Origin of the sequence: Sporichthya polymorpha DSM 43042, assembly GCF_000384115.1 — a bacterium.
GTDB lineage: Bacteria > Actinomycetota > Actinomycetes > Sporichthyales > Sporichthyaceae > Sporichthya > Sporichthya polymorpha.
In genome coordinates this window covers 4,110,994-4,133,502 of record NZ_KB913029.1, presented here as the reverse complement: position 1 = coordinate 4,133,502, position 22,509 = coordinate 4,110,994, and the positions used below count along the sequence as shown (strand labels likewise).

Annotated in this window: 18 protein-coding genes; 6 read left to right on the top strand and 12 right to left on the bottom strand. The window is 72.2% G+C overall.

Annotated features, from left to right (window positions below):
- Positions 1 to 38: 38 nt before the first annotated feature.
- The 3 genes from SPOPO_RS0120135 to SPOPO_RS0120125 all read right to left on the bottom strand — a co-directional run bounded on the left by SPOPO_RS0120135 (position 39) and on the right by SPOPO_RS0120125 (position 2,340).
- The gene (locus SPOPO_RS0120135) at positions 39 to 335 is read right to left on the bottom strand and encodes a DUF4193 domain-containing protein (protein ID WP_019876840.1); all 297 of its coding nucleotides are present in this window, start codon (positions 333 to 335) and stop codon (positions 39 to 41) included.
- Positions 336 to 403: 68 nt separating this feature from the next.
- On the bottom strand, positions 404 to 1,270 hold the full coding sequence (locus tag SPOPO_RS0120130) for an inositol monophosphatase family protein (protein WP_425424160.1): 867 nt from the start codon (positions 1,268 to 1,270) through the stop codon (positions 404 to 406).
- A complete protein-coding gene (locus SPOPO_RS0120125; protein WP_019876837.1) occupies positions 1,267 to 2,340 on the bottom strand; it encodes a ferrochelatase in 1,074 nt (357 codons plus the stop codon). Before SPOPO_RS0120125 ends, SPOPO_RS0120130 begins: the two co-directional genes overlap by 4 nt.
- 18 nt (positions 2,341 to 2,358) lie before the next feature.
- On the opposite strand from SPOPO_RS0120125, the gene SPOPO_RS34480 reads away from it, so the two are divergent.
- Positions 2,359 to 3,615, top strand: coding sequence for an MFS transporter (locus tag SPOPO_RS34480; RefSeq protein ID WP_019876836.1), 1,257 nt, complete (start codon positions 2,359 to 2,361; stop codon positions 3,613 to 3,615).
- A 90-nt stretch (positions 3,616 to 3,705) separates the two neighbouring features.
- Positions 3,706 to 4,881 (top strand): septation protein SepH, encoded by a 1,176-nt coding sequence (gene sepH / locus SPOPO_RS33095; protein WP_019876835.1) that lies wholly within the window; start codon positions 3,706 to 3,708, stop codon positions 4,879 to 4,881.
- Positions 4,882 to 5,116: 235 nt separating this feature from the next.
- Here the strand turns inward: sepH and SPOPO_RS30725 are convergent, their stop codons facing one another.
- The gene (locus SPOPO_RS30725; protein ID WP_156870075.1) at positions 5,117 to 6,103 is read right to left on the bottom strand and encodes a polysaccharide deacetylase family protein; all 987 of its coding nucleotides are present in this window, start codon (positions 6,101 to 6,103) and stop codon (positions 5,117 to 5,119) included.
- Positions 6,104 to 6,439: 336 nt separating this feature from the next.
- Here SPOPO_RS30725 and SPOPO_RS30720 point away from each other — a divergent pair, with 336 nt between their 5' ends.
- Complete coding sequence (locus SPOPO_RS30720) at positions 6,440 to 8,479, top strand: putative glycoside hydrolase (protein WP_156870073.1); 2,040 nt, start codon at positions 6,440 to 6,442, stop codon at positions 8,477 to 8,479.
- A gap of 71 nt (positions 8,480 to 8,550) precedes the next feature.
- Here the strand turns inward: SPOPO_RS30720 and kynU are convergent, their stop codons facing one another.
- Together kynU and SPOPO_RS0120095 are read right to left on the bottom strand one after the other, a co-directional pair.
- On the bottom strand, positions 8,551 to 9,822 hold the full coding sequence (gene kynU / locus SPOPO_RS0120100) for a kynureninase (RefSeq protein WP_033386962.1): 1,272 nt from the start codon (positions 9,820 to 9,822) through the stop codon (positions 8,551 to 8,553).
- Entirely contained in the window at positions 9,819 to 10,697 is an 879-nt protein-coding gene (locus SPOPO_RS0120095) for a sulfurtransferase (protein WP_019876831.1), read from the bottom strand. Before SPOPO_RS0120095 ends, kynU begins: the two co-directional genes overlap by 4 nt.
- A 126-nt stretch (positions 10,698 to 10,823) precedes the next feature.
- Here SPOPO_RS0120095 and SPOPO_RS0120090 point away from each other — a divergent pair, with 126 nt between their 5' ends.
- Entirely contained in the window at positions 10,824 to 11,948 is a 1,125-nt protein-coding gene (locus SPOPO_RS0120090) for an alpha/beta fold hydrolase (RefSeq protein WP_019876830.1), read from the top strand.
- A gap of 22 nt (positions 11,949 to 11,970) precedes the next feature.
- Here the strand turns inward: SPOPO_RS0120090 and SPOPO_RS0120085 are convergent, their stop codons facing one another.
- Genes SPOPO_RS0120085 through SPOPO_RS30715 form a run of 3 tightly spaced genes read right to left on the bottom strand, consistent with a single transcriptional unit; the run spans position 11,971 to position 14,292 of the window.
- Positions 11,971 to 13,125: an alkaline phosphatase family protein gene (locus tag SPOPO_RS0120085; protein WP_019876829.1), complete on the bottom strand. Its 1,155-nt coding sequence runs from the start codon at positions 13,123 to 13,125 to the stop codon at positions 11,971 to 11,973.
- Positions 13,122 to 13,700 (bottom strand): DUF5998 family protein, encoded by a 579-nt coding sequence (locus SPOPO_RS0120080; RefSeq protein ID WP_019876828.1) that lies wholly within the window; start codon positions 13,698 to 13,700, stop codon positions 13,122 to 13,124. Before SPOPO_RS0120080 ends, SPOPO_RS0120085 begins: the two co-directional genes overlap by 4 nt.
- A gap of 4 nt (positions 13,701 to 13,704) precedes the next feature.
- Complete coding sequence (locus SPOPO_RS30715; protein ID WP_019876827.1) at positions 13,705 to 14,292, bottom strand: GNAT family N-acetyltransferase; 588 nt, start codon at positions 14,290 to 14,292, stop codon at positions 13,705 to 13,707.
- A gap of 143 nt (positions 14,293 to 14,435) precedes the next feature.
- On the opposite strand from SPOPO_RS30715, the gene SPOPO_RS0120070 reads away from it, so the two are divergent.
- Positions 14,436 to 16,169: an AMP-binding protein gene (locus tag SPOPO_RS0120070; protein ID WP_019876826.1), complete on the top strand. Its 1,734-nt coding sequence runs from the start codon at positions 14,436 to 14,438 to the stop codon at positions 16,167 to 16,169.
- A gap of 129 nt (positions 16,170 to 16,298) precedes the next feature.
- Here the strand turns inward: SPOPO_RS0120070 and SPOPO_RS0120065 are convergent, their stop codons facing one another.
- Entirely contained in the window at positions 16,299 to 16,559 is a 261-nt protein-coding gene (locus tag SPOPO_RS0120065; RefSeq protein WP_019876825.1) for a hypothetical protein, read from the bottom strand.
- Positions 16,560 to 16,921: 362 nt separating this feature from the next.
- Between SPOPO_RS0120065 and SPOPO_RS0120060 the strand changes: the two genes are divergently transcribed.
- Entirely contained in the window at positions 16,922 to 19,363 is a 2,442-nt protein-coding gene (locus tag SPOPO_RS0120060; protein WP_019876824.1) for a DNA gyrase/topoisomerase IV subunit A, read from the top strand.
- 29 nt (positions 19,364 to 19,392) lie between these two features.
- Here SPOPO_RS0120060 and SPOPO_RS0120055 read toward each other — a convergent pair whose 3' ends face one another.
- The gene (locus tag SPOPO_RS0120055) at positions 19,393 to 20,037 is read right to left on the bottom strand and encodes an SAM-dependent methyltransferase (RefSeq protein WP_019876823.1); all 645 of its coding nucleotides are present in this window, start codon (positions 20,035 to 20,037) and stop codon (positions 19,393 to 19,395) included.
- An 88-nt stretch (positions 20,038 to 20,125) separates the two neighbouring features.
- The gene (locus tag SPOPO_RS0120050; RefSeq protein ID WP_028984941.1) at positions 20,126 to 22,243 is read right to left on the bottom strand and encodes a DNA gyrase/topoisomerase IV subunit B; all 2,118 of its coding nucleotides are present in this window, start codon (positions 22,241 to 22,243) and stop codon (positions 20,126 to 20,128) included.
- Between the last annotated feature and the right edge of the window lie 266 nt (positions 22,244 to 22,509).

Sequence of the window (22,509 nt, the reverse complement as noted above, 5' to 3'; positions counted from 1 at the left end):
TGCTCACCGGGTGATCGTGACGTGCGGAAACGCGTGCGTCAGGCGCAGTCGCGGCAGATGAGCTGGCCGCCCTTCTCGCTCGCCAGCTGACTGCGGTGGTGCACCAGGAAGCACGACGAGCAGGTGAACTCATCGGCCTGGCGCGGGAGCACGCGGACGCTGAGCTCCTCACCGGAGAGGTCGGCGCCGGGCAGTTCGAGGGACTCGGCGAGGTCGGCCTCGTCGACGTCCACCGTACTGGCGCCCTTGTCCACCCGCCGGGACTTGAGCTCCTCGATGCTGTCCTCGCCGAGCTCGTCGTCCGTCTTGCGGGGGGCGTCGTAATCAGTCGCCATGTAGGTCCGGGTCTCCTCGTGCTGATTGGCGGGACCGCAGTATGCCTGCCCGGGGCGGGAATTGTGCCTTAAGGCAGGGCGGAGGTGGCGACGGGGTCCGTCAAGCCGGTCTCGTGGCCCGCTCCGGCGGCGAGCAACAACGCCTCCAGCGGGTCGAATAATTCCGGCGGTGCGGCGAGCAGGAACCGCGAGGAGGGGGCCTCGCCGCCCAGGCCGGCCACGCGGGCGCCCGCCTCGGACGCGATCAGCCCGCCCGCGGCGAAGTCCCACGGGTTGACCCCCCGCTCGAAGTACGCGTCGACGCGCCCGGCGGCGAGCGCGCACAGGTCCACCGCGCACGCGCCGTGGCGGCGGATGTCCCGGACGGCGGGCAGGACGTGCCGCAGGATCTCCGCCTGGTGGGCCCGGCGCCGCGGGTCGTAGCCGAATCCGGTCGCGACCAGCGCGCGGTCCAGCGGAGCGGCCGGGTTGACGCGCAACGGTCGGTCGTTGCAGGTCGCGCCCTGACCCCGGACGGCGGCGAACGTCTCCCCCGTCGCCGGGACGTGCACGACCCCCACCACCGACTCCCCCTCGACCTCGGCCGCGAGGCTGACCGCCCAGCCGCCCAGGTCGTAGAGGTAGTTGACGGTCCCGTCGAGCGGGTCGACCACCCAGCGCACCCCGGAGGTCCCCGGGTGGTCCGTGCCCTCCTCGCCGAGCATCCCGTCGTCCGGCCGCAGCCGGGCGAGGGTCTCGGTGATCAGCGCCTCCGCGGCGTGGTCCATCTCGGTGACCACGTCGGTCGGTGTCGACTTCGACGTCACCCGCAGCGGGCCGCTCGGACGCCCGGCAGCAAGCAGCGTGCCCGCCTCCCGGGCCACCTGCAGCGCGACCTCGAGGAGTTCCTTGGTGGGGAGATCCGTGTGCACCCCGGACGAGCCCGGCACCCTCAGTCCCGCCCCGCGACCGCGGGCCGAGGTCCCTTCGGGTTCGGGCAGCACCCGGCCGGACACAGGTCGTAGGAGGCGCCGAGCTCGCCGAGGGTCGCGCGCTGGTCGGGCATGACGCTGTTGGCCCGCTCCAGCACGAGGTCGCGGATCGCGGCGACGAACTCGGGCGCCGCGCCGACCGTCCCGGCGCGCGCGAACGCGACGCCGAGCTTGTCGGCCTGCGCCTTGAGCTCGACGTCGAGGTCGTACACGACCTCCAGGTGGTCGGAGGTGAAGCCGATCGGGACGACGACCACCGCGGCCGTGCCCGCCTCGGAGAGCGCGGTGAGCCGGTCGCCGATGTCCGGCTCCAGCCACGGGACCTGCGGCGGGCCGGAGCGGGACTGGTAGACGAGCTCGGAGGGACGTTCGACGCCCGTCGCCTCGCGCACGCCCGCCGCGACCAGGGACGCGACCTCCTCGTGCTGCTGCACGTAGAGCCCGCCCTCGGGGCCCGCGCTGTAGGCCATCGCCATCGGGATCGAGTGGGTGGTGAACAGGATGGTCGCGGTCTCGCGCAGGTCGGCCGGGAGCTGCTCCAGTGCGGCCACGGTGTTGGCGACCATCGGCCGCACGAAGCCGGGGTGGTTGAAGTAGTGCCGGATGCGCGCGAAGTTCGGCGCCTTCGGGATGCCGGCCTTGGCCGCGAAGATGTCCTCGCGGTACTGCCGGCAGCCCGGGTACGAGGCGTACGCCGAGGTCAGGAGGACCAGGGCGCGGCGGCGGCCGTCGTCGGCCATCTGCGCGATGGCGTCGCGCAGCGACGGGTTCCAGTTGCGGTTGCCCCAGTAGATCGGCAGATCGATCCCGTTCACGGCGAAGTCGGCCTCGAGCGCACCCAGCAGTTCGCGGCAGTGGCCGTTGATCGGGCTGACCCCGCCGAAGTGCTGATAGTGCTCGGCGACCTCGGCGAGACGCTCGGGCGGGACGTCCTTGCCGCGCGTGACGTTCTGCAGGAACGGCATCACGTCGTCGGGGCCCTCGGGTCCCCCGAACGACACCAGCAGGAAGGCATCAAAAGGACCGGCGCTCATGTCGGTCATCCTGTCAAAGTGCTGGCCCCCTACCGCGACGTGCTCACGCAACCCGGTGCGCTGCGGTTCAGCCTGGCCGGATTCCTCGCCCGGCTGCCGATCTCGATGCTCACGCTGGGAGTCGTGCTGCTGGTCTCCGGGACCGGTCGCTCCTACGCCCTGGCCGGCGCCGCGGCGGGCGCGGTGAACCTCGGTTTCGTGGTCGCGGGACCGCGTCTGGCCCGCCTCGTCGACGGCTACGGGCAGGCCGCGGTGCTCCGCCCGGCCGCGCTCGCGCAGGCCGTCGCGCTGGTCGCGCTGATCGTCGCCGGGACCTCCGAGGCGCCCGGCCCGGTACTGGTCGCGCTCTCCCTGCTGAGCGGGATGACGATGCCGAGCATCGGCGGCCTGGTCCGTGCGCGGTGGACGACCCTGCTCGGCGGGCCGGACCCGGCGCACGCGACGCCGGTGAGCAGGGCGCGGCTGCACACCGCCTTCTCGTTCGAGTCGGTCGTCGACGAGGTCATCTTCGTCGTCGGGCCGATCGCGGCGACCCTGCTCGCGGTCGGGGTCCACCCGGCCGCCGGGCTCGCCGCGGTCCTTGCCGTCGGGCCGACCGGGGCGCTCGCGCTCGCGGCCGCCCGGGCGACCGAACCGCCCGGAACACCCCGGACCACCGACACCGGGCCGCGGCCGGCGCTGGCCTCACCCGGGCTCGTGGTGGTCGTCGGCGTGTTCGTCGCGCTCGGCGCGCTGTTCGGCGCGGTGGAGGTGGCCGTCGTGGCGTTCAGCGAGGCCGAGGGGTCGCGCGGGGCCGCCGGCGGCATCCTCGCGCTCTACGCGCTGGGCAGCCTCGTCGCCGGCGTCGTCTTCGGCACCGCCCGGCGCCACGCGCCCCCGTGGCAGGGATTCCTCGGCGGAGCCGTCGGCATCGGCGCTTCGGCCCTGGCGATGCCGTTCGTGCCGTCCCTGGGCGTCCTGGCCGGCCTGGTCGTCCTGGCCGGGATCTCGATCTCCCCGACGCTGATCAGCGGCATGGCGCTGGTCCGCCACCTCGCACCGCCGACGCGCCTGACCGAGGGCTTCGCCTGGGCGACGACCGGGCTGTCCGTCGGCCTGATGGCCGGATCGGCGGCGGCGGGCTGGCTGGCCGAGCACGTGAGCCCCGCGGACGGGTTCTGGGCGGCGACGGTCGCCGCCGTGGGCGCCGCGACGCTCGCCGCTGCGGGCGCCCCACGCCTGCGCCGGGGGCCGGGCGTTCACCCGTTCGGAGCAGTTCCCGGCACAGTGCCCTGAGTCACGGGCGCGCCTCCACGGCTTTGGCCGCTCGAACGGACAAACTCGTAACCGACCTCAGGTGCCGTCGGCAGCAGGAGGACTTCGGTCATGCAGGATCTCCGTCTCGTCGCGGCGAATGAACGCGGCACCCATCTGGTGCTCCGTTCGCCGGACGGCGAGAAGTTCGTGGTTCCCATCGACGAGCGCCTGCGCGCCGCGATCCGCGGCGACAAGACCCTCCTGTCCCAGCTCGATGCCGGCGTCGGCCAGCTGCGGCCGCGCGAGATCCAGGCGCGCATCCGGGCCGGCGAGTCGGCGGAGCAGGTCGCGGCGGCCGCCGGGGTGCACGTCGACCGCGTGCGCCGGTTCGAGGGCCCGGTCCTCGCGGAGCGCGAGCACATGGCGCAGATGTCGCAGCGTGCGTCGGTCCGCCGGCCCGGTCAGGCCGAGCTGCGCCCGAACACGCTCGCCGAGTCGGTGCCCGCCCAGCTCCAGCACATCAGCCTCGCGCCGACCGACCTGTCCTGGGACTCGTGGCGTCGCGACGACGGCCGCTGGCTCGTCCAGGTCAGCTACGAGCACGACGCGCTGACGCAGCGGGCGACCTTCCTGTTCGACCCGCGCGCCCGCACGGTCGTCGCGGAGAACGACCAGGCCCGCTTCCTCACCGGCGAGCTCGAGCAGCACCCGGCCCGGGAGCCGTTCCGGCCGCGGATCGCCGCGCCGGTCCCGCTGCGCGCCGCCGAACCCGTCACCGCGGTGGAGGACGACGAGGACGTCGAGATCGAGGCCGAGGAGCAGGCCGCCCCGCCCTCGCTGCGCCGGCCGGACCCGACGCTGAACCGCCGTCCGCCGGACGTCATCGCGCGCCGTCCCGAGCCGGCGCCCGCGCCGGCCCCGGCCCCGCGCCCGGCGACGGTGGTCACTCCCCCGCCGCCCGCGCCGAGTGTGGTCCCGCCGCTCCCGGCGGCCGCCCCGGCTCCGGCCCCGATGGCCCCGGCCGCCAAGGCTGCTCCGGCTCCGGCTCCGATGGAGGAGCGTGCCCCGGCTCCGCCCGCCCCTGCCGTCGAGGCCCCGCCGCGTCGGTCGGTCATCGACACCCCGACCCTGCCGATGGACCCGCCGCCGACCCCGGCCGAGGCGATGCCCGCCCGGCGGACCGGCACCCACGACGCGTCCGCGGACGACGCGCCCGCCCCGACTCCGACCCGCTCCGGCGGCCGTCGCCGCGCCCGGGTCCCCAGCTGGGACGACATCCTGATCGGCACCCGCCCGAAGGAGTAGGCCCAGCGACTCGCCGTCGCTCGACCGTTCGCTCGACAGATGGCTCGACAGATCGAGAAGGGCCCCCGCACCGTCAGGTTGCGGGGCCCTTCTCGCTGCGCTGCGGGACGTCATCCCGCAGGAAATGTGGGGCCGGGACGGCCTCGGCCCGACCCCCGCGAACGGGGATCGGGCCGAGGTGAGCCGAGACTTGCTGACCAGCAGTCAGACGCGACGGCCGGCCCTCAGCCGATCGTCACGAGGTGGAGGTGGCGGTCGCCGACGGGGTCTCCTCCGGCGAGGAGGACGGCGGGGTGCTCGCGGTCGCGCTGGGCGAGGGGGACGAGCTCGAGCCACTGCCCGACTCACCCGCGGGCTCGTAGGGGTTGGCCTTGTCGGCCCACTTCGACCCGAGCTTCTTCGACGTCGTCGACGGGTACGAGATCTTGTTCGGGTCGCCGTCGGAGGTGTACGCGGCCCACTTGCCGTCGTCGAACTGGTCGAGCCAGTACGTCGAGTCGGTCTCGACCGGCTTGTTCTTCGGGCCGGAGCGGATGCGCGCGATCTTGTACGGGTCGAAGTCCGCGTCGAAGACCGACTTGGCCGGGTTCGACCCGACCAGCAGGGCCGCGTCGAGGGTGTAGGACTTGCCCTCGAACTCACCCGCGCGGAGCAACTGCGGGTTCGCCGGCGCGATGCCGAACGGCAGCGCGATGGTGTTGACCTTCGCGTCCGGCGCCTGGGCCTTGATGTCCGCGATGTTGTTCGCGATCTCCTTCTGGACCGTGGACTCGCTGCTCTGCTTGAGATTCGCGTGGTTCACGGTGTGGACGCCGACCTCGTAGCCGTTCTCCACCAGCCAGGGCAGCGCCTTCGGGTCGGTGAATGAAGTCCCGTTCACGTAGAAGGACCCGATTGCCGGGAAATCCGGGTTCTCCGCCTCGAAGGCCTCCATGATTCCGACGGCGGAATCCGCGGTCGGCTTTCCGTCGGGGCCGATCTGAATCTGGCTCGCGGACGAGTCGTCGAACGTGAGGACGACCGGGTGCTTGCCGGCCGGGATGTCGATCTCACCGGCGACCATCTGCGCGGTCGTGATCGGGACGAACCCGGCCTTGTGGAGCCGCTCGAGCTCGGCCTTGAACTCGGCCGGCGTCTGGTCGTAGACGCAGGCGCTGCAGACCTCGGCCTTCACCTGGTGGTACATCATCACCGGGATCGCCGCGAGCTCGTTGGCCTTCACCGAGGCCGGGTCGACGGACGACGGTTCCGGAGTCGCGGAGGGCGTCGGCGTGGTGGTCTCACCCGCCGTCGGCGCCGGGCTCTCCGTGGCGTTCGGCTCGTCGTCATCGCCTCCGCAACCGGAAAGCAACAATCCGGCAACGAGAGCCGCCGCCACTACATCGCGTGGGCGCATTTTCCCCCCAAAGTCGTTTGGTACTGCCACTCTGTGTCTGCGTGATCTTGCGACCAGGATCAGTTCGCTGATCATTAACGTGATCATGGCGTATCCGTGCGGGCGAGGGTGGGGAAATCAGCGCGCCGCTTCGGCTTCAACTCGGTAAAGGTGGATGGGGATATGACGGGCTCTGATGGCATGCCGCCCGCCCCGTGGGGGGCATCGGGCGACGGCGGCGAGGGCACGCCGGCCGTACCGCCGCCGGTCGTGCCGGCGGCTGTGCCGGCCGCTGCGCCGGTCGCTGCGCCGGTCGTGGCGAAGAAGCGCAAGACCGGTCGGAACGTCGCCATCGTCGGTGGCGTCGCGGCTCTGCTGCTCGTCGTCGGGGCCGCGGCCTCGCCGCTCGGTGCGGGCTCCAAGGTCGAGCTCGTCGCCAGCTCGACGGGAATGCTGAACGCTGACGCGGCGAAGAACCTGGTCTTCACCATCAACGGCGCGAAGATGTCCGACGTCACCCTGAAGCTGGACGGCCAGGAGGTCCAGGGCTCGCAGGAGGGCGACAACATCGTCTACCGCGCCCCGTCCGACCTCGCCGACGGCAAGCACACCTTCTCCGCCTCCAAGGACGGTCGCCTCCCGGGCCGCACCGCGACCTCCTCGCAGACCTTCGAGATCGACACCGTCGCGCCCGTCGTGACGTTCGAGATCCCCGAGGAGCCGGCGAAGATGGACGAGGCCTTCACCCTCAAGGGCAAGATCGAGGGCGCCAAGACCGCCGAGATCAACGGCGAGCAGCTCGACCTCGCCGACGACGGCTCGTTCTCCAAGGAGTTCGCGGCCCCGCCGCGCGGCGCGATCCTCAAGGCGACCGACGAGGCCGGCAACGTCACCGAGCAGGCCGCGCAGATCCCGGTCTTCAACCCGGCCGTGCGGTCGGTGCACATCACTGCCTTCGGGTGGGCGTCCTCGACGCTGCGGGAGCCCGTCCTGCAGCTGCTCAAGGACAAGAAGATCGACAACGTCCAGCTCGACATCAAGGACGAGGACGGCATCATCGGCTACCAGTCCGAGGTCCCGCTGGCGAAGGCCGCGGGCACGGGCACGGACCGCTACAACGCCGCCGACGCGCTGAAGCAGATCCACGACCTCGGTGGCACGGTCACCGGCCGCATCGTGGCCTTCCGCGACCCGAAGATGGCCGGCTGGGCCGTCAAGAACGGCAAGATGGACCTGGTCATCCAGAACACGTCCGGCGGCGCGTACGACGCCGGCAAGTACGGCCAGGCGTCGTTCACGAACTTCGCCAACTCCGAGATCAAGGACTACAACATCGGTCTGGCCGAGGAGGCCGCGAAGCTCGGCTTCGACCAGATCATGTTCGACTACATCCGCAAGCCGGAGAACTCGGGCCAGGTCTACCCGGGCATCGGCGACCGTGACGCGATGACCGCGATCGTCGACTTCGTTGCCGAGGCGGCTCCCCGCGTCCGTGCGGCCGGCGCCTTCGTCGGCGCCGCGGTCTACGGCATCTCGGCCTTTACGCCGGTCTCCGTCGCGCAGGACATCCCCGGCATGGCGAAGCACCTCGACTTCCTCGCGCCGATGGTCTACCCGTCGCACTGGGGTCCGGGCGAGTACAGCGTCGCCTCGCCGAACAGCCAGCCGTACGACATCGTCAACCGCTCCGTCATCGAGTTCAACCGGCTCGTCCTCGGTACGGACTGCGCGGTCGTCCCGTGGCTGCAGGACTTCTCGCTCGGCGTGCGCTACGGCGTCGCGGAGGTCAAGGCCCAGATCAAGGCCGCGGCCGACGCCGGCGTCAACGGCTTCTACCTGTGGAACGCGTCCAGCAAGTACACGGCCGCGGCCCTCGAGGCCATGGAGCCGGGCGACGCCCAGCCGGGTGAGCTGATCTACTCGATGGTCCGCCCGGGCGTGAACCCCGGCGAGGGCACCAAGGACGCCAAGGCGGCCGAGGAGTACATCAAGGCCTACCTCGAGGCCAAGAAGAACGGCACCACGTTCGTGCCGCCGGGCTCGCAGACCACCACCGACCCGGCCACGACCGAGGGCAGCGAGTCGTCCACCGAGACCGAGGGCACGGAGTCGTCCACCGACTCGTCCACGGATTCGTCGACTCAGTCGGAGGGCACCGAGTCCGAGAGCACCGAGTCGACGGACGGCGCCACCGCCTCCCCGTCCCCCTCGGCCACCTCGTAGCAACTCCAGCACCTGCACCACCGGAGCCCCGGTCCTCATCGGAGGGCCGGGGCTCCGCCCATTCCCGCAGGTCAGGTGACGCGGCGGTCGGCGGGGGACGGGTCGGCGTGGGCGCGGTGGCGGCCGGCGGCGACGAGGGAGCGCAGGCGGTCGAAGGCGTCCCAGACCTCGGTGAACCGGGTCGAGATCGGGGCCGGGCCGAGGCGGAGGCAGTCGGGGGTGCGGAAGTCCCCGATCACGTCCGCCTCCGCGATCAGCGCGCGGCTGATCGCGAACGCCTCGGGGTGACGCAACGTCAGATGTGAGCCACGAGCGGCCGGGTCCGCCGGGCTCGCGAGCTCGAACCCGAGTGGGAGGAGCCACTCCGCGGCGAGGACGCGGGCGAGTTCCGTCATCGCCATGCCCTTCGCCCGGAGCAGGTCGAGGCCGGCCTCGGCGAGCAGGCGGACGCCCTCCTCGAGCGCGGCGAGACCGACCACTGCGGGCGTCCCGGTGAGGAATCGGCGGACGTCGGGCTCGGGGTCGTAACGCTCGCCCATCGCGAACTGGTCGCGCTGACCGAACCAGCCCCAGATCGGCTGACGGAGCGTCGGTTGCAGGTCGCGCCGGACGTAGAGGAACGCCGGGGCGCCCGGGCCACCGTTGAGGTACTTGTAGCCGCACCCGACGGCGAGGTCGACGCCGGCGTCGGCCAGCCCGACCGGCACGGACCCCGCCGAGTGGCAGAGGTCCCAGAGCATCAGCGCGCCGACGCCGTGCGCCGCGGCGGTGATCGTCGGGAGATCGAGCAGCGCGCCCGACCGGTAGGCGACGTGGGAGAGCGAGAGCACCGCGACGCGGTCGTCGAGCGCCGCCAGCAAATCCGCGGGGTCGGGTCCGGTGACCGGGTCCGAGGCCACCACCCGCACCGTCATCCCGCGCGCTTGGGCGAGCCCGGCGAGCGTGTAGCGGTCGGTCGGGAAGTTGTCGTCGTCGGTGACGATCACGTCCCGGCCCGGACGCGCCGAGCAGGCGGCGTGCGCGAGCTTGTAGAGGTTCACGGTCGTCGAGTCGCTGACGACGACTTCGCCCGGATGCGCCCCGACGAGATGCTCGCCGATTCGGTCGCCGACGCGGGTCGGCAGGTCGATCCAGTCGTGCCAGGAGCGGACCAGACCGCCGGCCCACTCCTGCTCGACGACCTGGCGGAGCCGGTCGACGGTGGCGCGCGGGAGCCGGCCGAGGGAGTTGCCGTCGAGGTAGATCAGGCCGGGCTCGGGTTCGACGAACCGGTCCCGGAACCCGGCGAGCGGGTCGGCGGCGTCCAGCGCCTCCGCCGCGGCGCGGTCGGTTCCCGGGCTCATCCGCGTGCGGACCCGATCGCGACCGGCCGGGCCGGGTCGGCGATCCACTCGCTCCACGACCCGACGTAGACCGCCGGCGTCGGCAGCCCGGCGACGGTCATCGCGAGCGCCGCGTGGGCGGCCGTGACCCCCGATCCGCAATAGACGCCGACCTCCTCGTCCTCGGCGCCGAGGATCGCGAACCGGGTGCGCAGGAACGTCGGCGGATGCCATCGGCCGTCGACGTCGACGCTGTCGAACGTCGGCGCGCTCACCGCCCCGGGGACGTGGCCGCGGACGGGGTCGGCGCTCGACTCGCCCCGGTACCGCTCGGCGACCCGGGCGTCGAGGAGCAACCCCAGCCGGGCGTGAGCGGCCGCGCCGCGGGCGTCGAGCATCGGCAGGTGACCGGGGTCCGCGGTGAAGTCGCCGGGTGGCGGGAGCGGCGGCTCGCCCGACTCGGTCGGCCGGCCGGCGGCGCGCCAGGCAGCGATCCCGCCGTCGAGCACCCGCACGTCCCGGTGCCCGAAGTACCGCAGGCACCACCACGCGCGGGCCGCGGCGAAGCCCGGGCCGTCGTCGTAGGCGACGACCGGCCCGGAGCCCACGCCGAGCCGGCGCATCGCGGAGGTGAACGCGGCGGCGTCGGGGAGCGGGTGCCGCCCGCGGGAACCGTCCCCGGGCGGGGCGGCCAGATCGGCGTCGAGGTCGACGAAGACGGCGTCCGGCAGGTGCGCGGCCCGGTACGCGGCCGGGTCGGCCGGACCCGGCCCCGCCGTCACCTGACCGGCCGGCCACGGCACAGGCCACCGGACGTCCAGCAGGCGCGGGGGCCGCGGGCCGGCCAGTTCGGCGGCCAGCGCCTCCACCCCGACGAGGCTGTTCGCGCCACCCATGGGCTCACCTCCCGGACGTGTTTGCGGTCACAATCCCACCGCAGGTAGGCACGCCGGGACAGGACCGGCACGCCCGAACGTGGGTGTCGGTGTTTCGGAACCGCCGCAAATGGGCTCCAATTGCCTATGCCGATTCCCACGTCCCGGGCCCGTCGCTGGGGGGCGACGCTGCGGATCGCGCTCGCCGGAGCACTCACCGCCACGGCCGTCGCCGCCCTGGGGTCCTCCCCCGCCACCGCGGCCGCGAACGGTCCCGCCGTGGTCGGCTCCGCCGTCGAGATCCCGGTCAAGTTCACCGTGGTCAACCGGAACACCACGGGCATCCCGTGCCAGACCGAGCCCGACGGCAAGACCTACACGGTCCACGCCAACCTGGTCGCCCCGCGCGACCTGGTCCGGGCCTCCAGCCCGGCTGTCACGATGTACCTGCACGGGCTCGGCTACTCGAGCTTCTTCTTCCACCTCACCGAGGTGCCCGAGTACGACTACGCCCTCAACCAGGCGACGCAGGGCCACGTCTCGCTGGTCATCGACCGCCTCGGCAACCCCGCCCACGACGACCTGCCCGACGGCATGGCGACCTGCCTGCCGGCCCAGGCGGACATCGCCGACCAGATCGCCGACGCGCTGCGCGCCGGCAACTACAAGGCCGGCGGGAATGTCCTGCCGCGGTTCGGCCGGGTCATCCTCGCCGGCCACTCGGCGGGCGGCCTGATCGCCGAGCTCACCCAGGCAATCTTCGGCAGCGCCGAGGCGCTGGCCGTGATCGGCTACACCCACTACCCCTCGACGCTCGCGCTGCAGACCCTCTTTGCCTCCGGACAGGACTGCCTGACGGCGCCTCAGCACGCCCGCGGTGACGCCGGGGCCCCGAACTACGCACCGTTCGGGCGCACCGACGCCGAATTCGCGGCGGCCCACTTCCACGACGTCGAGTCCGCGGTGGCGGAGCTCGTCCTCCGCAAGCGCAACCGCGACGCGTGCGGCGACCTGCTCAGCGCGACCCAGGGGTACCTCGCCACCAACCTCATGACGCCGGCGATCAACGTGCCGACGCTGTTGATCCTCGGCACCAAGGACGCACTGTTCCCGCCGCCGGGGCCGGAGTTCCAGGTCCAGACCGCCTACCCGCAGGCACCGCGGCTCTCCTTCGTCCAGCTCGAGGCGACGGGCCACGCGATCACCTTCGGCCGCACCGCGGAGAAGTTCCGGTCGATCATGGCCCAGTGGCTGGCGGAGAATCAGGCCTGACGCCTCGTCAGTTGCTCGAACTTCAGGCACGCACGCGCAGGAGCGGAACGAGGAGTTCGTCCTCGGACAGCGATCCGTGCATGCCGATCAGCTGGGCGAAGAACGGGTGCTCGGTCTTCGTCGCCACCAGGCTGCCGGCCCCGGTGGCGACGGCGAGAACGTCGCCGATCCGGTCGGCCATCGCCGGGTCCAGGTTCGGGCCGAACCACCCGGCGGCGACGGCCTCCTCACGGGACAGGACGATCCAGCCGTCGGTCAACCGCGCCCGCCAGGCGGCCAGCACATCGCCGGCGGCACCCGGCCGGGCGTGGACGTAGCGCGCCCGCGCCTCACCGGAGAGCAGCTCGACGCCCTCACGCAGCTCGGGCTCGGCGTCGACGTCGATGCGGAGGTCCTCCGCGAGGTCGACCATGCCGTGGTCGGCGGTGACCAGCAGCGCCGACCCCGGCGGCAGCGCCGTGCCGATCTGCTCGGCGAGCCGGTCGACGTGGGCGAGCTGGTGCCGCCACGCGGCGGAGCCGACGCCCTTGCGGTGGCCGGTCGCGTCGAGGTCGCCGTAGTAGGTGTACGCGAGAACGCGGTCCCGGCCGGGGGCGTCGGCGAGGGCGTCGAGGGTGGCCGCGACAAGTTCGCCGGCCGACTCCGACGGGTCGAGCGGGACACCGCGGAAGGCCGCGCCGTTGAGCCCGGTGCCGCGGAAGCGCCCCGGCCCGAAGGAACGCACCTCGACCCCCGCCGCAGCGGCCCGCTCGAACGCGGTGAGGTGCGGCTGCCACTGCTGCGGGTCGACCTTCGTGGCGTCCCAGTGCAGGGCGTTCAGCACGGTCCCGTCCGGCCCGCGCATGCTCAGACCGAGCACGCCGTGCGCGCCGGGCGGCAGGCCGGTGCCGAGCGAGGTCAGCGACGTCGCGGTCGTCGACGGGAAGCCCACGGCGAGCGTGCCCGCGTCGGGCAGCAGCGAGCTGAGGTACGGGGCGAGGTCGGCGTGGCGGCGGAGCAGGTTCAGACCGAGTCCGTCGACGAGCAGCACGGCGACCCGCGGGGGCAGGTCGAGCGCGAGCGGCCCGGACTCCCCCGGCACCCCGAGCTCGCCCAGGACCGACGGCAGCAGGTCCGGCAGCGCGGCGCTGCCGTAGGCGAGCTCGCCGATCGCAGCGGTCGGCGAGGCCGCGCTCACCGCGTCCCCACGGCGGCGGAGAGCGCCGTGGCGAAGACGAGCATCTCGGCGACGGTCTCGCGGCCGTCCCCGGCCTCGCTGACGCGGACCGACAGGTCGTCGGCGGTCACCGAACCGGTGTAGCCGTGGTCGGCCTCGCAGTTCGGATCGCCGCACGTCGCCGGCTCGAGGTCCAGACGGCTGACCGCGCCCCAGCCGACGGTGAGCACGAGCTCGGTCGGCGGCGCCCCGACCTCGTAGCGCGCCGGGTCGGCGACCGTCCGGGACAGCACGACGGTGGAGATCCGGCTCAGCGCGATGCTCTCCGTGGACGTCGTGGCGTAGGCGACGGGGTTGTCCTCGTCCGCGCTGTGCTCGTCGGTGTGGCCGACGATCAGGCGCGTGGGCGTGAGCGCGAGGACGGTGACGTGGCGCCGCACGGTCTCGACGTCGAGCGTCGTCTCCTGGTGGACGAACCACGACTTGATCGCCTCCGCACCGACGGCGAACTCGATGCCCTCCGCGACCAGCTCGGGGTAGTACCCGCTCCGCTGGATCGCGTTTCGCAGGGTTCGAGTGGTGCCGGTGTCCGCCATGCCGTCATCCTCGCACCGGCGCCCACTCGTGCTTCCACACCACCCAGGCCACGTGTCGCTCGTCCTCCCGGCCGGGCGGCCCGGGGACGAGGTCGGGCAGCTGCGTGAAGCCGAGCCGCGCCGGGACCCGGCCGCTCACGACGTTGCGCGGATCGTGGTGGATCCGCACGCACTCCACGCCCGGCAGCGCGAACGCGGCGTCGGTAAGCGCCGCGGTGGCCGTCCCGGCGACGCCACGGCGGACGGCGGCGGCGTGCACCCAGTAGCCGATCTCCAGCACGCCCGGCCCCTGGCGCGCCATCAGCCCGACGCCGGCGAGCACGCGCCCGGGCGCGACGGCAGGCCCGCTGACCCGGTAGTTGAACTCGCTGCGGATCTCCCAGCCCTCGGTCGCCTGGTTCAGGAACCACTCCGCGGAGGCGGGCTCGTACCCGGCCGCCCAGGGCATGAAGGGCTCCAGGTGGGCGCGGGAGGCGTCCACCGCCGCGTAGAGGTCGTCGCGGTCGGCCGGGCGCCAGCGGTCCAGGCTCAACGCGCCCGCGACGAGCGTCTCGGGCGGGGCCGCCGGGGGCGCCCAGGTCGGCGTCGTCATCCACCCAGCGTGAGCATGCTCGTCCACGGTCCGCAACCGGGTTTGGCCGTACCGCCGTCCGTTGGGAAGGGAATTGACCCGCCCTGGTGGGGGGATGAGGCTGCGAAGATCCCCCGCCCCTTCGAGCCTGCTGGAGCCCGCAGATGAGCACGAATCCTGCCGCGACGGCGGCGTTCCGCGCCGCGCGCGACCACCTGCTGTCGATCCGCACGGACTACGCCGCCGCGCGCGACACCTTCGCCTGGCCCGAGTTGGAGCAGTTCAACTGGGCGCTGGACTGGTTCGACGTCCTCGCCGCCGAGAGTCCGGACGCCAAGGCGCTCTGGATCGTCGAGGAGGACGGATCCGAGCAGATCCTGAGCTTCGGAGACCTGCGCGACCGCTCGAACCGCCTGGCGGCCTGGCTGCGCGGCCAGGGCGTGGCGCGGGGCGACAAGGTCATCGTCATGCTCGGCAACCAGGTCGAGCTGTGGGAGACCGCGCTGGCCTGCATCAAGCTGGGCGCGGTCATGATCCCGTCGACGACGCTGCTCGGCACGCCGGACCTGACCGACCGCGTCTCCCGCGGCGAGGCCCGCCACGTCATCACCAACGGCCGCGACGCCGGCAAGTTCGACGAGGTGCCCGGTGACTACCGCAAGATCGCGGTCGGCGGGGCGGCCGGGTTCGAGACCTACCCCGACACGACCAGCGGCCCCGCCGAGTTCGCGCCCGACGGCGTCACGAACGCCTCGGACCCGCTGCTGCTGTACTTCACCTCGGGCACGACGGCGAAGCCGAAGCTCGTCGAGCACACGCACGTCTCGTACCCGGTCGGCTGCCTGTCGACGATGTACTGGATCGGCGTGCAGCCGGGCGACGTGCACCTGAACATCTCCTCGCCGGGCTGGGCGAAGCACGCGTGGAGCAACCTGTTCACGCCGTGGACCGCCGGCGCCTGCGTGATGATCTACAACTACGCCCGCTTCGACGCGGCCGCGCTGCTCGCAGTGATGAAGCGCGCCGAGGTGGACACCTTCTGCGCCCCGCCGACCGTGTGGCGGATGCTGATCCAGGCGGACCTGTCCGCGTGGCAGCTGCCGCTGCGCGAGTGCGTCGGCGCCGGTGAGCCGCTCAACCCCGAGGTCATCGAGCAGGTCGAGAAGGCGTGGGGCATCACGGTCCGCGACGGCTTCGGCCAGACCGAGACGACCGCGCTCGTCGGCAACCCGCCCGGCCAGCCGATCAAGGCCGGGTCGATGGGCCGTGCCCTGCCGGGCTACACGATCGCGATGGTCGACCCGGTCAGCGGCGAGGAGGGCGACGACGGCGAGATCTGCATCGACCTGTCGAAGCCGCACCTCGGCCTGATGGTCGGCTACAAGGGCGACCCGGAGCGCAACGCGGACGTCACCCGCGGCGGGTACTACCACACCGGCGACGTCGGGACCCGGGACGCGGACGGCTACATCACCTACGTCGGCCGCGCCGACGACGTGTTCAAGGCGTCCGACTACCGGATCTCACCGTTCGAGCTGGAGTCGGTGCTGATCGAGCACGAGGCGGTCGCCGAGGCCGCGGTCGTGCCGTCACCGGACCCGCTGCGGCTCGCGGTGCCGAAGGCCTACGTCGTCCTCGCCGCCGGCCACGAGCCGAACCGCGAGACGGCGCTGTCGATCCTTCGCCACTGCCGGACCGAGCTCGCCCCGTACAAGCGGATCCGGCGCATCGAGTTCACCGACCTGCCCAAGACGATCTCGGGCAAGATCCGCCGCGTCGAACTGCGGCAGTCCGAGGACCAGCGGCACTCGGCCAAGATGACCGGCGCCGGCGACTACGCACCCCGCGGTGAGGCCGAGTTCTGGGAGGAGGACCTCCCCGAGCTCCGCGCCGAGTAGCTCTCCCCGGGCCGCCTCGGCGGCCCAGCGGACGCCGCCCACCGCGCGTCCGTCCCTGCGCGACCCCGCGGTTCCCCCGTGCCGCGGGGTCGCGCCCTGTCCGGGCGCGATCTACGTTCCTGGGGCTGGTCAGCCGCCGTGCGGGCGGAACCAGCGGGCGGAGGCGTCGGAGCCCCCGGTGTCGGGCAGGACGTCCGAGTCGGACGCCGCCGGGACGTCGGAGACGATGGCGTCGGACGCCGAGCCTCCGCGGTCCTGGAGCTGCTGAGACGCCGGGCGGCTGCCCGGAGCCGTGCTGCCACCGTCGAAGGCGAGCGCGCTGGCGCCCCCGGCGAGCGCCAGGACGCCGAGCACCGTCGAGCCGATCGCGAACCGCTTGATGACGCCCATGACGTCCGAACCTCCCCTTCATCGCCCGAACCGGGCGATCCCCCCGCTCTGGGACGCCGGCCGCCCGTCTCCGGTTCCCCTCGGACGCCCGGGAACGATCATGAGCGGCTTTTCGGACCCCCGTCATCCGCCCTGCGCCGCCCGGGTACCCACCCCGGACGTCCGAAATTGTGGCTGCAATAGCGACCGGATCTTCGGACGTCCGCCTCGCCTGTTGCTCATGCATGAGCAGGGTGTCGAAAATCGGGCGCGCGGTGTCCGAATTTCGACCACCCGGTCATGCATGAGCGGAACGTCACGCGGGCGGGGGCGGTGGGCGTGCCGGGGCGGGGATCGTCGACGGGGGAAGGGAAAATGGGCCCATGGCCAAGACCCCTCCCCCGCCCGCAGCCCCCGACGAGCGCATCATCGAGACCGACGTCTCGGAGGAGATGCGGGGCTCGTTCCTGGAGTACGCGTACTCCGTCATCTACTCCCGGGCCCTGCCGGACGCGCGGGACGGGCTCAAGCCGGTCCACCGCCGGATCCTGTACCAGATGGCGGAGATGGGGCTCCGGCCGGAGAACGGGCACGTCAAGAGCGCCCGGGTCGTCGGCGAGGTCATGGGCAAGCTCCACCCGCACGGCGACGGGGCGATCTACGACGCCCTGGTGCGGATGGCGCAGCCGCTCGCGATGCGCCTGCCGCTGATCGACGGCCACGGCAACTTCGGCTCCTACGCCGACGCCCCCGCCGCGATGCGCTACACCGAGTGCCGGCTCGACGCCGCGGCCATGGCCATGGTCGAGGCGATCGGCGAGGACACCGTCGACCTGATCCCGAGCTACGACGGGTCCGAGGTCGAGCCGATCGTCCTGCCGTCGGCCTTCCCGAACCTGCTGGTGAACGGCGCCGCCGGCATCGCGGTCGGCATGGCGACGAACATGGCGCCGCACAACCTCGGCGAGGTCATCGCCGCGGCCCGGCACCTGATCAAGCACCCGAACGCCGACCTCGACGACCTCATGCGGTTCGTCCCCGGCCCGGACCTGCCGACCGGCGGCAAGATCATCGGCCTCGACGGCATCCGCGAGGCCTACGAGACCGGCCGCGGCACCTTCCGCACGCGCGCCACGACGCACGTCGAGAACCTGACGCCGCGTAAGAAGGCCGTCGTCGTCGACGAGCTGCCGTTCGGCGTCGACCCCGAGCGCGTGGTCGCGAAGATCTCCGAACTCGTTCGCGCCAAGAAGCTCGCCGGCATCGCCGACGTCGCCGACCACACCGACAAGGACAACCCGCTCCGGCTCGTCATCGAGATCAAGTCCGGGTTCCACCCCGAGGCCGTGCTCGAGCAGCTCTACAAGCTGACGCCGATGGAGGACTCCTTCGGCATCAACAACGTCGCGCTCGTCGACGGGCAGCCGCTGACGCTCGGCCTCAAGGAGCTGCTGCAGGTCTACCTGGACCACCGCTTCGAGGTCGTCCGCCGGCGCAGCCGCTACCGCCGCGGCAAGGCCGCCGACCGACTCCACCTCGTCGACGGTCTGCTGATCGCGCTGCTCAACATCGACGAGGTCATCCAGGTCATCCGGACCAGTGACGACGCCGCGACCGCCAAGACGCGGTTGATGGAGATCTTCGAACTCACGGAGATCCAGGCGACGTACATCCTCGACACCCCCCTGCGCCGTTTGACCCGCCTCGACAAGCTCGAGCTCGAGCGCGAGGCCGAGAACCTCCGCGAGACCATCGCCGGCCTCGACGCCCTGCTCGAGTCCGACGAACTGCTGCGCAAGACGGTGTCGGACGAGCTCGCCGAGATGAGCAAGAAGTTCGCCACCCCGCGCCGGACGGTCCTGCTGGAGTCGGCCGGCACCCCGGCCGCCGCGGTGCCGCTCGAGGTCACCGACGACCCGTGCTGGGTGCTGCTCTCCTCGACCGGCCTGCTCGCCCGCACCCCGACCGACGAGGCGCTCCCGGCCGAGGGCGGACGCGCCAAGCACGACGTCATCGTCTCGGCGGTTCGGGCCACGGCCCGCGGTCACGTCGGTGCGCTCACGAGCGCCGGTCGGATGATCCGGGTCCCGGTGATCGACATGCCGGCGATCCCGGCGACGGCCGGTCCCCCGGCGCTGTCCGGCGGCGGCGCGCTGAGCGAGTTCGTCCGCCTCGAGAAGGGCGAGAAGGTCGTCGCGCTCGCCAGCCTCGACCCCGACGGCCCCGGTCTCGCCATGGGCACCGCGCAGGGCGTGGTGAAGCGCCTCAAGCACGACATCCCGTCGAACAAGGACGACTGGGAGGTCATCGCCCTCAAGGACGGCGACCGCGTCGTCGGCGCCGCGTCGGTGACCGGGCCGGACGACGACCTGGTCTTCATCACCTCCGACGCGCAGCTCCTGCGCTTCCCGGCGGCCAAGGTCAGCGCCCAGGGCCGGTCCGCGGCGGGCATGGCCGGCATCAACCTCGGCAAGGGTGCGAAGGCGCTGTGGTTCGGCGTCGTCGACCCCACCCGCGACGGCGCGGTCGTCACCATCGCCGGCAGCTCCGGGACCCTCGACGTCGGCGGCGGCTCGGTGAAGGTCACCCCGTTCGCGGAGTTCCCGCACAAGGGCCGCGCGACCGGCGGCGTCCGGTGCCACCGGTTCACCAAGGGCGAGGACGTCCTCACCCTCGGCTGGGCCGGCCCCGCCCCGGCGAAGGGCGCCAGCGGCAACGGCGCCCCCGTCGAGCTCCCCGAGATCGACCCCCGCCGCGACGGCTCCGGCGTCAAGCTCGCCAAGCCCGTCACCGCGGTCGGCGGACCCGTCGGCCCGGTCGCTTGATCTGACAGCTCGTCAGTCCAAGCCCGCCGTCAGCGGCGGCGGGCCCGGATTACGACGTCAGCGAGGCGCTTGGTCGATCCGTCGGGCCGGGGAACCGTCCGCTCGGTCTCGACGGCGGTGACGATCTCCCACGCCGCCGGGTCCAGCCGCGCCGTGATCGACGCCGCGGTCACCGTCGCCTCCGGGGGCGGTTTCTCGCCGTCGTGACCGTGCCCGTGACCGTGGCCGTTGCCGTGCCCGCCGAGGTGGCCCACGATCAGCAACGTCCCGCCCGGGGCGACCCAGGCCGCGATGCGGTCGTAGAACTCCAGTTGCGGGATCGCGGGGTGGGCGTAGTGGGTCATCACGAGGTCGAACGAGCCGGCCGGCTCCCACGTGCTCAGGTCGGCCTGAACCCAGTCCACTCGCCCGTCGACCCCGGCCGCGGACGCACGCGCGGCGGCCCGGGCGAGCGCCTCGGTGGCGATGTCCGCGGCGGTGACCTGCCAGCCGCGCTCGGCGAGCCAGATCGCCTCGGCCCCGGCCCCGCAGCCGGCGTCGAGGGCGGTGCCGGGCGACAGGTCGCTGAGCTCAATCACCAGGTACGGGTTGGGCGGCGCCGTCCCCATCGAGGAGGCGGCGCCCGCGCCCCAGTGCCGTTCCCAGTACTGCTCGTCGAACGTGTGTGTTGTCATCGGCTCCCCCACGGCGATCGGCCCGGGGAACGATGGTGCGCACCCGTCGGTGTTCCGGCAACCTTTGTTGCCGAAACCGCAACGCCGGTCAGGCGTCGATGCGCGAGCGGTCCAGCGAGGCGGCCGAGCTGACGATGAATTCCTTGCGGGGCGCGACGTCGTTGCCCATCAACAGATCGAAGACGCGCTCGGCCTCGTCGAGCTCCCCGCCGGTGATACGGCGCAGCGTGCGCGTGGCGGGGTTCATCGTGGTGTCGGAGAGCTGGTCCGCGTCCATCTCACCGAGACCCTTGTAGCGCTGGATCGGGTCCTTGAGCTTGCGGCCCTTCTTCGTCAGCTCCGCGACCGTCCGGCGCATCTCGGCGTCGGTGTAGGTGTAGATGAACTCGTTCGCCTTGCGGCCCGAGTTGACGACCTCGATGCGGTGCAGCGGCGGCATCGCCGCGTACACGCGCCCCGCCTCGACCAGCGGCCGCATGTAGCGGTGAATGAGCGTCAGCAGCAGGGTCCGGATGTGCGCGCCGTCGACGTCGGCGTCCGTCATCAGGATGACCTTGCCGTAGCGCGCGGAGTCGATGTCGAACGTGCGGCCCGAGCCGGCCCCGATCACCTGGATGATCGAGGCGCACTCGGCGTTCTTCAGCATGTCGCCGAGCGTCGCCTTCTGGACGTTGAGGATCTTGCCGCGGATCGGCAGGAGCGCCTGGAACTGCGCGTTGCGCGCGCGCTTCGCGGTACCGAGCGCGGAGTCACCCTCGACGATGAACAGCTCGCTGCGGTCGACGTCCTCACTGCGGCAGTCGCACAGCTTCGCCGGCAGCGACGAGGTCTCCAGCGCGTTCTTCCGGCGCTGGGTCTCCTTGTGCTGCCGTGCCGCGACGCGGGTGCGCGCCGCGGAGACGACCTTGTCGATGACCGTGCGCGCGGCCTGCTTGTTCGCCCCGCGGCTCGCGGTGAGGAAGGTCTTGAGCTCGCGCGCGACGACGTTGTTCACGATGCGCGTCGCGGCCGAGGTGCCAAGGATCTCCTTGGTCTGACCCTCGAACTGCGGCTCGGCCAGACGGACCGTCACGACCGCGGTGAGGCCTTCGAGAACGTCGTCCTTGACCAGCGGCTCGTCGTTCGCCTTGAGCGCCTTCGTGGCCTTCGCTACGTCGCTGAGGGTCTTCACCAGAGCGCGTTCGAAGCCCTGGACGTGCGTGCCGCCCTTGGGCGTGGCGATGATGTTCACGAACGAGCGGACCGTCGTGTCGTACCCGGTGCCCCACCGCAGCGCGATGTCGACGCCGAGCTCGCGGGTCACCTCCGTCGCGGTCATGTGGCCGGCCTCGTCGAGCACCGGCACGGTCTCGACGAACGTCTCCGACCCGGACAGCCGCAGCGTGTCCATGACGGCCTGGTCGGGGGCGAGGAAGTCGCAGAACGCGCTGATGCCGCCGTCGAAGTGGAAGGTCTCCTCGGCGGGGCCACTCGCCTCGCCGGCGACCTTGCGCGCGTCGGTGACCCGGATCGTCAGACCGGGAACGAGGAACGCGGTCTGCCGCGCGCGGTTGTGCAGCTCATCGCGCGAGATCTTCGCGTCGGGCAGGAAGATCTGCTTGTCGGGCCAGAAGCGCACGCGCGTGCCCGTGACGCGCTTGGCGACGCGGCGGACCTTGGTGAGCCCGCCCTCGCCCTTGAACTTCGCCTTCGGCCCGTCGCCGTCGAACGTGCCCGCCGTGCCGCGGCGGAAGCTGATGGCGTGCGTCGCGCCGTCCCGGTCGACCTCGACGTCGAGCCGCTCGGAGAGCGCGTTCACGACGGAGGCACCGACACCGTGCAGACCACCGGTCGCGGCGTAGGAACCGCCGCCGAACTTGCCGCCGGCGTGCAACTTGGTCATGACGACCTCGACACCGGACAGACCGGTCTTGGGCTCCTTGTCGACCGGGATGCCGCGGCCGTCGTCCCGCACCTCGACCGAACCGTCGGCGTGGAGGAACACCTCGATCGTCGAGCAGTAGCCGCCGAGCGCCTCGTCGACGGCGTTGTCGATGATCTCCCACAGGCAGTGCACGAGACCGCGGGAGTCCGTCGATCCGATGTACATGCCGGGGCGCTTGCGCACCGCCTCCAGCCCCTCGAGAACGAGCAGGTGGCGTGCGGTGTAGCCGGAGTCCGGGGCCCCGGACAGTGCAGTCGTCTGGGCAGTCACAGGGCCTCGCATTCGCTCACAGCGGAAGGCTACCTGCGGGCGCTGACCGGCAATTTGGCGGCGCGCCGCATGTGTTCCACATCGTCCGTACGGTGGAGGGGAAGCCGCCGAACGGGTGATTACCGGAACTGTCGCAAGTCCGGGAGGAACCGGACACGCCTGTGAACCCATCCAAGGTTCCGTCCCGCACGAACGACTTCAGGCAGACTCGAAAGAGATCTCGGAAGAGGTCGAGCAGGACCGCAGTCGCCAACAAGTGGCTTCTGTGATTCACAACA